Here is a 12,362-nt window from a genome sequence, read left to right on the forward strand (position 1 = left end):
TACGGCCAGCGGGGCGGGTTCGCCGCCCATGCGGCCTGCACGTCGGCAAGCGTCGCGCGCTCGTCGTCATGCCACTGCGGCAGCTGTTGCGCGAATTGCGATGCGCCCGACCACTGCGTCGGCTCGGTGCGCACCGCGGCGGCATACCAGCGCACGGCTTCGTCTCGCCGGCCAACCTTCCACAGCGCGAGCGCCAACGTCGGCGGCACCCACGAGGCGCTGCCGCCGCGATTGGCGAGGTCCGTCCACTGCTGCAGGGCGCCCATGGCATCGCCCGAGCGGTACAGATCCCAGCCGTAGTTCCACTTCACGGGCTTCCACAGCGCACTGGTCAGGTCGATGCGCGACAGCACGTGGCTGTAGAGATCCCGGCCCACCGCGGGCTGGCCACCCTTCATCGCGTAATGGGCGAGTTGCGCGGCTTCCAGCGTGGCGTCGGGCTTGCGTTCGACGAGCCGGCTCAGGCGATCGATCGCCCCGGGGCTGGGATCCTTCAGCTCGAGCACGGGGCGAACGGTCGCGGCATCGGCATCGAAATAGAACTCGACCTGGCGCGGAGGTTCGGGTGACTGCGCGCGGGCAGGCGCGGCGAGCGCCAGGCACGCGGCGAGGATCGCGGCGGCGAGGGGGGAACGGCTGTTCATGTCGGGGGACCCGGATTCGAGCGGAGGAGTCGACGCGGTCGTCGCGCGCGCAAGTCACAGGCAAGTTCGATGCCAATGCTCGCCGTACGCCGGCGCAGGGGGCGGATCGGACCCCGCTGCTACACTTCGCGGCCTCGTCCGGCACCGATTCGCGGCCTCGCCGCGCTGCCCGCCGACGCCATTTCCCGACGCCACCTCGCGGCCCCCTGCGGCCGCGTCGGAGCATGCCGCATGTCCAGCACCGCCGAACTCTCCTCCCCCGCCTCGGCCGACACCGGTCTTACGCGCTCGGCTGTCGATGCCGCCTACACGCTCGATGACAAGTACAGCCGCATCGACGGGCGCATCTATCTGTCGGGCGTGCAGGCGCTGGTGCGCCTGCCGCTGATGCAACGCCTGCGCGACCAGGCCGCGGGGCTCAATACGGGCGGCTTCGTCTCCGGCTATCGCGGCAGCCCGCTCGGTGGCTTCGACCTCGAACTGTGGAAGGCCAAGAAGCACCTCGAAGCCGCGGGCGTGAAGTTCACCCCCGGCCTCAACGAGGACCTCGGCGCGACGATGGTCTGGGGCACCCAGCAGACCGGCCTGTTCCCGGGTGCGAAGGTCGATGGCGTCTACGGCATGTGGTACGGCAAGGGTCCGGGCGTCGACCGCTGCGGCGACGTGTTCAAGCACGCCAATGCGGCGGGCACCGCCCGCCACGGGGGCGTGCTGGCGCTGGCGGCAGATGACCATGCGTGTCGTTCTTCGACGCTGCCGCACGGGTCCGAGCACGAATTCGTCAGTGCGCTGATGCCGGTGCTGAACCCGGCCGGGGTGCAGGACATCCTCGACATGGGCCTGGTGGGCTGGGCGATGAGCCGCTTCACCGGGCGCTGGGTCGGCTTCAAGACGATCGCCGAGACCGTGGAATCGTCGGCGTCGGTCGACGTCAATCCGCTGGCACTCGACATCGTGATGCCCGGCGACTTCGAGATGCCGGCCGGCGGCTTGAACATCCGCTGGCCCGACCCGCCGCTGGAGCAGGAGATGCGCCTGCACCAGTACGCGGTGAAGGCGGCGCAGGCCTTCGCGCGCGCCAACCGGCTCGATCGCATCGTCGTGGATTCGCCGGATGCGCGGCTGGGCATCATCACCACCGGCAAGTCGTATCTCGACGTGTTGCAGGCACTGCAGTACCTCGGCCTCGACGAACGCGCCTGCCGCGACATCGGCATCCGCGTCTACAAGGTCGGCATGACGTGGCCGCTCGAGCCGATGGGCCTGCGCGCATTCGCGCGCGGCCTCTCCGACATCCTCGTCGTCGAGGAGAAGTTGTCCTTCATCGAGAGCCAGATGAAGGAGCAGATGTACAACTGGGCCGAGCGCCCGTCGGTCGTCGGCAAGTACGACGAGAGCGGCGAGTGGATCCTGCCGTCCACCGGCGAACTCACGCCCGCGCGCATCGCCGGCGTGATCGCACGCCGCATCCAGCGCTTCCATGATTCGTCGCACATCCGCGACGTGCTGGCGTGGATGGATCAGAAGGAATCCGAACTCGCGCTGCCGCGCGCCGCGTTCCCGCGCGTGCCGCACTACTGCTCGGGTTGCCCGCACAACACGTCGACGGTGGTGCCCGAAGGCTCGCGCGCGCTCGCGGGCATCGGCTGCCATTACATGGTCACGTGGATGGACCGCAGCACCGACACGTTCACCCACATGGGCGGCGAAGGGGTGACGTGGGCGGGGCAGGCGGCGTTCACCGACACGCCGCACGTGTTCCAGAATCTCGGCGACGGCACGTACTTCCACAGCGGCTCGTTGGCGATCCGGCAGTCGGTCGCGGCCGGCGTGAACATCACCTACAAGATCCTCTACAACGACGCAGTGGCGATGACCGGCGGCCAGCCCGTCGACGGCACGCTCAGCGTTCCGCAGATCGCGCACCAGGTGCGTTCGGAAGGCGTGCAGACGATCGTGCTGCTCAGCGACGACATCGCGAAGTGGAGCGATGCGTCGATCTTCCCGGCCGGCGTCGAGTTCCTCGATCGCCGCGAACTGGATGCGGCGCAGCGTCGCCTGCGCGAGGTCGAGGGCACCAGCGTGCTGATTTTCGACCAGACCTGCGCGACCGAGAAGCGCCGCCGCCGCAAGCGCGGCAAGATGGTCGACCCGCAGAAGCGCGTCGTCGTGAACTCGCTCGTCTGCGAAGGCTGCGGCGACTGCGGCAAGAAATCGTTCTGCGTGTCGGTGCTGCCGAAGGAGACCGAGTTCGGCCGCAAGCGCGATATCGACCAGAGCAACTGCAACAAGGACTTCAGCTGCGTCGAAGGCTTCTGCCCGAGCTTCGTCACCGTCGAAGGCGGCAAGCTGCGCAAGCAGAAACCGTCCGGGGCGAAGGATCGTCTCGACGATCTGCCGATGCCGACGCTGCCCGCGCTCGATCGCCCGTGGAACATCCTGATCACCGGCGTCGGCGGCACCGGCGTAGTCACCATCGGCGCGCTGCTTGGCATGGCCGGTCATCTCGAAGGCAAGGGCTCGAGCGTGCTCGACCAGACCGGCCTCGCGCAGAAGGGCGGCGCGGTCACCACCCATATCCGCATTGCGAACGCGCCGGCCGACATCCACGCCGTGCGCATCGCCGCGGGCGAGGCCGACCTGGTGCTCGGCTGCGACATGGTCGTGGTCAACGATTACTGGGCGCTGTCGAAGGTGCGCGCCGGTCGCACGCAGGTGGTGCTCAACAGTTACGAAGCGATGCCCGGCACGTTCACCACGCGCCCGGACATGGACTTCCCGGCGGCCGACATCGTCGACGCCGTGCGTCGCGCGCTCGACGGTGCGGAGCCGCTCGTCGTCGACGCCACTCAGCTGGCCACCGCGCTGCTCGGCGACGCCATCGCGACCAACCTGTTCATGCTCGGCTACGCCTGGCAGCGGGCGCTGGTGCCGATTTCGTTCGACGCGCTGATGCGCGCGGTCGAGCTGAACGGCGCGGCGATCGAGATGAACAAGGCTGCGTTCGCGTGGGGCCGCCTGGCGGCCATCGACCCGCACGCGGTTGCGGACGCCGCCGGGCTCACCACCAATCGCCGCACCGTGGCGGAATCCACGCCGCATGCGCTGCCGATGCTGCCGCCCGCGCAGTGGGAAGGCCACGAGGCCGGCGGCCCGAGCATCCCGCGCGCGATGCCGGTGCAGGACGACCTGCGCCACGTGCCGTCGCATGACAGCGGCGACAACGTCGCGTTCCTTCCGCTGGACGACGCGCGGCTGTCGCGCTCGCTCGACGAGGTGATCGCGCGTCGCGTGAAGTTCCTCACCGAATACCAGAACGCGGCCTACGCCAGGCGTTACGTGGACTTGGTCGCCAGGGTGCGTGACGCCGAGGCGCAGCGGGCGCCCGGCAGCACCGACCTGACCGAGGCCGTGGCGCGCTATGCCTTCAAGCTGATGGCCTACAAGGACGAGTACGAGGTCGCGCGCCTGTACACCAGCGGGGACTTCAAGCGCCGCGTCGAGCAGCAGTTCGAAGGTGACTACAAGCTGCGCTTCCATCTCGCGCCGCCGATGCTTTCCAGGAAGGACGCCGCCGGCCGCGGCGTCAAGAAGGCCTACGGCCCATGGGTGTTCACCGCGTTCGGCATTCTTGCCAGGCTGCGCTTCCTGCGCGGCACCGCGTTTGACGTGTTCGGCCGCACGCATGAACGGCGCACCGAGCGCGCGCTTATCGAGGACTACTTCCGCACGGTGGATGCACTGCTTGGCAGGCTGGACGCCGGCAACGTCGACCTCGCCGCGCAGATCGCGTCGATCCCGGAGCACATCCGCGGCTATGGGCACGTCAAGGAAGCGCACCTCGCGGCCGCCAAGGCACGCGAGGCCGAGTTGCTGGGTGCATGGGACAACCCGCTACGCATCCTCCAGGTCGCCTGACCGCCCCGGATCGGCGAACGTGAACAGGCCGCCATGACGCCGCAATGACGCTGCGGCGACGAAATTGTCGCCCGACTCGGGTAGTGCGGACCGGCCATGGATGTGCAACACGAAGGACACCGCGACGCGGGCGTGCTCTCGCGCGGTGAACTCGAACTCGAACTCGCGTCGCTGGCCCTGGCCGTGACGCGGAGTGCGCGCGAGCGCGTCGGCCGCCCGCGCAGCGCCGAGCGCCTGCTGGCGGCGACCGTGGACTCGTTCCTCGCCGCGGCGTTGCGCCTGCTGGCGCGTACGCGCCGCGTGCATCGCGCATGGGTCGTCGGCCGCCTCTGCGAGATCGCCGCGTCCGCGCAGCTGGGCATCATCGGCTTCGAGGAATGGCTGGCCTCGCACGAGCCCGACTGGAGGCGCACCTCGGACAAGTGGCTGACCGTCGAATCCGCCTCCCGGCGGTCATCGACCGGCTGACGCGTTCACGCCGGAACGCCGGCCACCAGCGCTTCCAGCGCGTGGAAACACACCGGATCGATCGCGGTGCCGACATGGCCTCGCATGATGTCGAGCGCATCGTTGACCGGCGTCGCGCCGCGATACGGGCGCGACGCGGTGATCGCGTCGAAGATGTCGGCGGTCGTGATGATCCGCGTTTCCAGCGTGATGTCGGCGGCGGCCAACCCGAGCGGATACCCGGTGCCGTCGAGCTTTTCGTGATGCGCCGCGGCGATGCGCGCCAGCTCGTCGAAGGCCGAGATGCGGCCGAGGATGTGCCCGGTGTACGCCGCGTGGCGCTGCACCGCCCGCCACTCCTCCGCGTCGAGCTTGCCCGGTTTGTCGAGAATGGTATTGCTCACGCCGAGCTTGCCGACGTCGTGCAGCAGCGCCGCGCGGCGCAGCCAGCGAAGCCGGGCGCCTTCGATCCCGAGACCGCGCGCCAGTTCGGTCGTGTAGAAACCGACGCGCGCGCTGTGGCCCGCGGTGAACGGGCTTTTGGCGTCGACCACGTCACCGAAGGCTTCGGCGATGTCGTCGAGGTAATCGTCGTCCAGCGGCATGGAGCGGCCCGGCGGCTCGAGAGCGTTCACCGCGGCCTCGAGCCCGTCGCCTTGCAGGGTTTGCCAGAAGCCGGGGCGCTGCGCGACCGATTCGAGCGCCGCGACCAGTTGAGGATCGAACCAGGTACCGGCGCGACGGCGCACCTCGGCCAGCGCGGCATCGGGGCCCTGCGCGAACTGGAACACATCGACCACCTGCCCCAGCAACGCAATGCGCGACGCGAGTGGAATCGCGTCGCCCGCCAGGCCATCGGGCCGACCGCTGCCATCGAAGTGTTCGTCGAGCGAATGGATCCCGCTGGCGACCGCCTCGGGAAAGCGCAGGCGCCGTGCGATGGCCGCGCCGCGGCTGCAACGCGTCTGGATCAGTTCCTGCGCAAGCGCGTCGCCGTTGCGTGCAATGTTCACCAGCGACGCGAGCCGCCGGCGCCAGCCGGCCTGGGTGGCGGTGTGCGAGGCGACGAAGCCGAGCAGGTCGAGCGGACCGGTGCCCACCTGCTTGAAGTCGCGCTTGAAAGCGCGGTCGTCGGCCAGGTACATCTCGCAGATGCGCGCGGCATTGCTGCTGCAGCCAAGGTCCTTGAGCAGCAGCGTGTAGTAGAGCGACCAGCGCGCATCGGCATCGAGCCCGATCGCGTCGCCCACATGCATGCCGATCCAGCACACGCGCAGGCAGTGACCATCGGGCTGACCCTCGGTGAGGTCCAGCGCGTAGCTGAGGGAGCCGATCAGTTCGGCAAGCTTGAGTGCGGGCACGGGAATCGCAAGGCAGCGGGTCGCGGTCCCAGTATCGGCCGCCAATGCTGAAGCTGCAGGATGCCCAACCCCGGCCGGCGCGTTCGCGCGTTTTTCCCGCCGACACCACTGAAGGCCATGCCCATGTCGCCATCCCCGATCCGAACCGCCGTCGTGCTGCTCCTTCTGGCGGGCTTTGCGCCGGGCGCTGCCGCCGCGCCCACGCTCACGCCGTTCCGCAGCGAGGCCCAGCTGGTGCGCAGCCTGGACAGCTGGCATGCGCGCGAACAGAAGCGGGCCGCACGCCAGCGACGCATGGAGAAGTCCGTGGCCGGCGCCGAGATGCCGCCGATGCCCGCACCGATGGCGGCCGCGCCGGCGATGGACGTCGTTTCGACGCAGTCCGCCAGCGCGCCAGTCGAGGCAAAGGAGGCGGGCAGCATCACCAACAACCAGGTGCAGGGCGTCGACGAAGGCGACATCGTCAAACGCCAGGGCGACTACCTGATCGTGCTGCGTCGCGGCCGGCTGTTCACCGTCCGCGTCGGCGGCGACCGGCTCGATGCGGTGGCGGCCGTCGACGCCTTCGGTCCGGGCATCGACCCGGGAGGCACGTGGTACGACGAAATGCTGGTGAGCGACGGCACCGTCGCCGTGATCGGCTACAGCTATTCGCGTGGCGGCACCGAGGTCGGCGTGTTCGATCTCGACGCGCACGGCGGCCTGCGCCATCGCGCCACGTACCAGCTGCGAAGCAACGACTACTACTCCTCGCGCAACTACGCGAGCCGGCTGATCGGCCACACGCTGGTCTTCTACTCGCCGATGCGGCTGACGCCGTGGGGCGACTGGCGCGACGCGATGCCGGCGTATCGCCGCTGGTCGGGCGATGCCGCCTCTTCGTCGTTCCACCGGATGCTGCCGGCAACGCGCATCTATCGCGGCATCGACGACCTCGCCGGCGAGGCCACGCTGCATACGGTCTCCATCTGCCATCTCGACCATCCCTCGATGGACTGCGAATCCACCGCGGTGCTGGGCAACGAAGGCCGCGTGTTCCATGTCGCCGAGGACGCGGTGTACGTGTGGACCGCCGGTGTCAGCAACGGCCGCGGCACGATGACATCCACCGTGTTCCGGCTGCCGCTCGATGGCGGCGCGCCGTCGTCCTTGCGCACCTGGGGCATTCCGGTGGACCAGATGGCGTTCCTGCAGAAGGACGGCTGGCTCAACGTGCTGGTTTCGCGCGAGGGCGACGGCGAAGGCATGTGGGCCTCGCGCGCGGCGAGCGGCGACCTCGCGCTGCTGCGGGTGCCGGTGACTGCGTTCGGCGACGCGGTGGCGCGCGCCGACCGCTCGCGCTACCGCGTGCTGCCCGGCACGTCCGGCTGGAACCTGCACCAGCGTTTCATCGGCGACTGGCTGGTGTACGGCGACGGCTCCGGCGAGCGGCCGCAGGTGCAGGCGCTGCGCTTTGCGTCATCGCAACCCGTGCAGGCGTTTTCGCTGCCGCATTCGCTCGAACGCATCGACGCGCTGGGCAGCGATGCGGTGCTGGTGGGCAGCGAGGCCGACAGCCTGGTGTTCACCGGCCTGCGCCTGGGAACGTCGCACGCGGCGCTGGCCGGCGCCTATCGGCGCCCCGATGCGCAACAGGGCGACGCGCGCACGCATGGCTTCTTCTACCGTCCGCACGATGCCGAAAGCGGCGTGCTCGGCCTGCCGATCCTGCGCGGCGGCGAGCATCCCGGCGCCTCGGTGCTGTACCTGCGCAACCGTTCGCTCGCCCTTTCGCCGCTAGGCACGCTCGATTCGAGGCAGTCGTCGTCGCTGGACGACCGCTGCCGCGCGAGCTGCGTCGACTGGTACGGCAATGCGCGGCCCATCTTCATCGGCGAGCGCGTGTTCGCGCTGATGGGCTATGAACTGGTCGAAGGCCGCATCGATGCCGCGTGCATCGGCGAGCGCCGGCGCGTCGATTTCGGCCCGCGCGCACAGGTATCGGACTGAGGCGCACCGTCCGGCGCAAAAAGGCGGCGGCCCATCCGAGCCGCCGCCTGTCCCTCCGCCCGCCTCTCCGTCAGTTGCCGGCCAGCGCCGGGGCGCCCGCCATCTGTGTCTTCGGTGCGCTCTCAACGCCGGTCGAGACCTGCACGCTTGCCGTATCGCGCGTCATACCCGGCTCGAGCCCGGTCCAAGGATCCACCGGGACGTGCTCGCCCGGATCCAGCACGGCTTCGCTGAAGTTGGTCTCGTCGGCGATGATCACGCGGCCGCCGCGCTCGGTGACCTGGAACAGGTCGGCGGCGAATTCCTTCGGCAGGCGCACGCAGCCATGCGACGCGGGAAAGCCCGGAATGTGGCCAGCGTGCAGCGCGACGCCGTCCCAGGTCAGGCGCTGCATGTAAGGCATCGGCGCGTCGTTGTACTTGTTGGAATGGTGGTCGACGTCCTTCTCGAGGATCTCGAACATGCCGGTCGGCGTGTCGTGCCCCGGCTTGCCGCTGCTGATCGTGGAACGACCGATCCGCGTGTCGCCGCGATAGACATGCACCATCTGCTTCGGCAGCGACACCACCACCACGACCGGCCCGCTCGAGGATGCGTCGGGGTTCCACTCGAACGTGCCCGGCGCGAGGGGCGCATCGCCCTCGGCCGCGAACGCGGTGCCTGCGGACAGCGTGAGCAACAGCACGGCCGCGGTGTGCGTGGCGACGCGCTGGAGGCGGCGGAAGAGCTTCGAGGTCGGGTAGGTGTCCATGGATTGGACGCTAGCGATCGATGCATCAGCGTCGATTTGATCAAGTCGACCGCGCGCTTAACGAAACCTGCTCACAGGCCGGGAAATAGCCGAAAGTCTTGACCCCGTCTGCAGGTCCCCGCATGGCGGATGAACGCGATACGCACGAAACGTGTTTTCGCAGCGCGCACGGGACCGTGCTTCACTGCAAGCACGCCCACGGAGGACTGCAGCGATGACGACATGGCCCGGCTGGACGCAGGACGACACCCTGGTGCTCCCGCTCGACGATTCGCCGCCGACGGCGCCGCTCGAGATCGACGGTCGCGTTTTCGCCCCCAAGCAGGAATTGCACGTGACCGTGGTGGCGCACGCGCTCGGCCGCGAGTTGCGCGACGTCCTCGGCGATCGACTTGAAGCCGGCACGCGCCCGGCGTTCGAGGCGCTCGACTGGTCGTATCGCCGCACCGAGCAGCGACGCGTCATCCGGCGCCCCGGCGTCGGCGATGACGGCAAGCCCGGAACCTTAGCGAGCGTCATCGAGCTGGTCGAGATGCCGGCCCTCGGCTTCTACCACCGCTGGCTCGGCGAACTGCTCGGCCGCCAGCTCACCATGCCACCCGCGCATATCACTCTCTATACGCACGGCAAGGCCAGTGGCATCGGCATTCCTACCGAACGCTGCCTGCGCGCATGGTCGCGCCGCGAGGCCGCGCTGCCCGGCTGACGCCGTCTCAGCCACGCGCCGGACTCACGGGCTGCGACGCCGCTGCGGCCCAATCCCCCCTCGATCACGACGGGGGCGGGCATGGCGACGACGGGGCGCGAACTGGCGCGACACGGTACGGGCAGGCGTGCCAATACCGGGGACGACGCAACCGTGCCGGCTCGCGCCGCACGCGGCGATGGCGCGGGGCTGACGCAGGCGCTCGCGCGTCGCTACGCCGACCGGATCACCGGGCACTTCACCCTTCCCGGGCGCGAAGGCGCCTATGCCGAGCTGCCCGCGGATCTTCCGGCAGCGCTGGCGGGCGCCTTGAAATCGCGCGGCATCGAGCGCCTGTACTCGCACCAGGCCGAGGCGTGGGCGGCCACGCGACGTGGCGAGCATGTCGTGGTGGTCACGCCGACCGCGTCGGGCAAGTCCCTCTGCTACACGCTGCCGGTGGTCACCGCGGCGATGGAGCGCGGCGCCAAGGCGCTCTACCTGTTCCCGACCAAGGCGCTGGCGCAGGACCAGGTCGCCGAGCTGCTGGAGCTCTCGCGCGCCGGTGACCTCGGCCTGAAGGCCTTCACCTTCGACGGCGATACGCCGGGCGATGCGCGCCAGGCGATCCGCCTGCATGGCGACATCGTGGTCAGCAACCCGGACATGCTCCACCAGGGCATCCTGCCGCACCACACCAAGTGGGCGCAGTTCTTCGAGAACCTGCAATACGTGGTGATCGACGAGGTACATACGTATCGCGGCGTGTTCGGCTCGCATGTCACCAACGTGCTGCGACGCCTCAAGCGCATCTGCGCGTTCTACGGCTCCAACCCGCAGTTCATCCTGTGCAGCGCGACGATCGGCAACCCGCAGCAGCATGCGGAGGCGCTGATCGAGCATGGCGTCACCGCGATCACCGAATCCGGTGCGCCGACGGGTGACAAGCACGTGCTGCTGTGGAACCCGCCGGTGGTGAACCCCGACCTGGGCCTGCGCGCCAGCGCGCGCTCGCAGAGCAACCGCATCGCGCGCCTCGCCATCAAGGCCGGCCTCAAGACGCTGGTGTTCGCGCAGACCCGGCTGATGGTCGAAGTGCTGACGAAATACCTCAAGGACGTGTTCGACCACGATCCGCGCAAGCCGCCGCGCATCCGTGCCTATCGCGGCGGCTACCTGCCGACCGAGCGCCGCGAGGTCGAGCGCTCGATGCGCGCTGGCGACATCGACGGCATCGTCAGCACCTCGGCGCTGGAACTCGGCGTCGATATCGGCTCACTGGATGTCGTCATCCTCAACGGGTATCCGGGCAGCGTCGCCGGCACGTGGCAGCGCTTCGGCCGCGCCGGGCGGCGTCAGCAGCCGTCGCTGGGCGTGCTGGTGGCGAACTCGCAGCCACTCGACCAGTACGTCGTGCGCCATCCCGAGTTCTTCATCGACGCGCCGCCCGAACACGCACGCATCGCCCCCGACCAGCCGCTGATCCTGTTCGACCACATCCGCTGCGCCGCCTTCGAGCTGGTGTTCGTCACCGGCGAGAACTTCGGCCCGATCGAGCCCGAGCTATACCTCGAAGCGCTCGCCGAAACCGAAGTCGTGCATCGCGAAGGCGACCGCTGGGAATGGATCGCCGACAGTTATCCGGCGAACGCGGTGAGCCTGCGCAGCGTGGCCGACGGCAACTTCGTCGTGGTCGATCGCACCGACGGCCGCCAGCAGATCATCGCCGAAGTCGATTACTCCGCCGCCGCGCTCACGCTCTACGAGGGCGCGATCCACATGGTGCAGTCGACGCCGTACCAGGTCGAGCGGCTCGACTGGGAGGGCCGCAAGGCCTACGTCACGCGCACGTTCGTCGACTACTACACCGACTCGATCGACTACACCAAGCTCAAGGTGCTCGCCGAGTTCGACCGCGCGCCTGCCGGCGACGGCGATGCGCGCCACGGCGAAGTGCACATGGTGCGGCGCGTCGCGGGTTACAAGAAGATCCGCTACTACACGCACGAAAACATCGGCTACGGCCCTGTGACGCTGCCCGACCAGGAGCTGCACACCACCGCCGCGTGGTGGCAGATCCCGCAACCGCAACTGCTGGCCTGGTTCGCCTCGCGGCAGGACGCGCTCGACGGCTTCCTCGGCGCCGGCTATGCGCTGCACGTGGTCGCCACGCTCGCGGTGATGGCCGACGCACGCGACCTGCAGAAGGCGATCGGCAACGGCGACGGCGGCTGGTTCGCAACCGCCGACACCCACGGGCGCGGCCAGCTGCGCGGCGGCGAAGGCCAGGAACTCGCGCCGTTCGAACTGCAGCAGTTCGTGCCCACCCTCTATCTGTACGACAACTTCCCGGGCGGCGTCGGCCTGTCGGAGCCGTTGTGGACGCGACAGGCCGAGCTGGTGCAGCGCGCGATCGAACTGGTGGAACGTTGCGACTGCCGCGGCGGTTGCCCCGCGTGCGTGGGCCCCATCCTTGCGGCGGAGGAGGAACGCGCCGGCGCGACCTCGCCGAAGGCGCTTGCCAGCCGCGTGCTGACGTTGCTGGCGACGGGCTCCGGCGCCGCGGC

Annotated in this window: 8 protein-coding genes; 5 read left to right on the top strand and 3 right to left on the bottom strand. The window is 69.3% G+C overall.

All coding sequences use genetic code 11. The features are described from left to right. Nucleotides 1–644: tetratricopeptide repeat protein (locus FW784_RS08665; protein ID WP_187770744.1), on the bottom strand; the 644-nt coding region annotated here is incomplete at its 3' end. Nucleotides 645–875: 231 nt separating this feature from the next. On the opposite strand from FW784_RS08665, the gene FW784_RS08670 reads away from it, so the two are divergent. Together FW784_RS08670 and FW784_RS08675 are read left to right on the top strand one after the other, a co-directional pair. Next, entirely contained in the window at nt 876–4,562 is a 3,687-nt protein-coding gene (locus FW784_RS08670) for an indolepyruvate ferredoxin oxidoreductase family protein (protein ID WP_149352951.1), read from the top strand. A 96-nt stretch (nt 4,563–4,658) separates the two neighbouring features. After that, the gene (locus FW784_RS08675; protein WP_149352952.1) at nt 4,659–5,030 is read left to right on the top strand and encodes a hypothetical protein; all 372 of its coding nucleotides are present in this window, start codon (nt 4,659–4,661) and stop codon (nt 5,028–5,030) included. Between the two features lie 5 nt (nt 5,031–5,035). Here FW784_RS08675 and FW784_RS08680 read toward each other — a convergent pair whose 3' ends face one another. Continuing rightward, on the bottom strand, nt 5,036–6,370 hold the full coding sequence (locus FW784_RS08680; RefSeq protein ID WP_149352953.1) for an HD-GYP domain-containing protein: 1,335 nt from the start codon (nt 6,368–6,370) through the stop codon (nt 5,036–5,038). A gap of 123 nt (nt 6,371–6,493) precedes the next feature. Here FW784_RS08680 and FW784_RS08685 point away from each other — a divergent pair, with 123 nt between their 5' ends. After that, on the top strand, nt 6,494–8,359 hold the full coding sequence (locus tag FW784_RS08685; protein WP_149352954.1) for a beta-propeller domain-containing protein: 1,866 nt from the start codon (nt 6,494–6,496) through the stop codon (nt 8,357–8,359). Between the two features lie 70 nt (nt 8,360–8,429). On the opposite strand, the gene FW784_RS08690 is transcribed toward FW784_RS08685, so the two are convergent. Then, nucleotides 8,430–9,110: a L,D-transpeptidase family protein gene (locus FW784_RS08690; RefSeq protein ID WP_149352955.1), complete on the bottom strand. Its 681-nt coding sequence runs from the start codon at nt 9,108–9,110 to the stop codon at nt 8,430–8,432. Between the two features lie 214 nt (nt 9,111–9,324). Here FW784_RS08690 and FW784_RS08695 point away from each other — a divergent pair, with 214 nt between their 5' ends. Then, on the top strand, nt 9,325–9,816 hold the full coding sequence (locus tag FW784_RS08695) for a hypothetical protein (protein WP_149352956.1): 492 nt from the start codon (nt 9,325–9,327) through the stop codon (nt 9,814–9,816). An 81-nt stretch (nt 9,817–9,897) separates the two neighbouring features. Then, nucleotides 9,898–12,362 (top strand): DEAD/DEAH box helicase (locus FW784_RS08700; RefSeq protein ID WP_149352957.1); only part of this gene is annotated, 2,465 nt, incomplete at its 3' end.

Source organism: Cognatilysobacter lacus (genome assembly GCF_008274655.1).
GTDB classification, from domain to species: domain Bacteria; phylum Pseudomonadota; class Gammaproteobacteria; order Xanthomonadales; family Xanthomonadaceae; genus Cognatilysobacter; species Cognatilysobacter lacus.

Bases quoted from the DNA above. Each gene is read 5' to 3' on its own strand.
- FW784_RS08695 (WP_149352956.1), top strand. From the start codon at position 9,325: ATGACGACATGGCCCGGCTGGACGCAGGACGACACCCTGGTGCTCCCG.
- FW784_RS08690 (WP_149352955.1), bottom strand. From the start codon at position 9,110: ATGGACACCTACCCGACCTCGAAGCTCTTCCGCCGCCTCCAGCGCGTC.
- FW784_RS08670 (WP_149352951.1), top strand. From the start codon at position 876: ATGTCCAGCACCGCCGAACTCTCCTCCCCCGCCTCGGCCGACACCGGT.
- FW784_RS08685 (WP_149352954.1), top strand. From the start codon at position 6,494: ATGTCGCCATCCCCGATCCGAACCGCCGTCGTGCTGCTCCTTCTGGCG.
- FW784_RS08675 (WP_149352952.1), top strand. From the start codon at position 4,659: ATGGATGTGCAACACGAAGGACACCGCGACGCGGGCGTGCTCTCGCGC.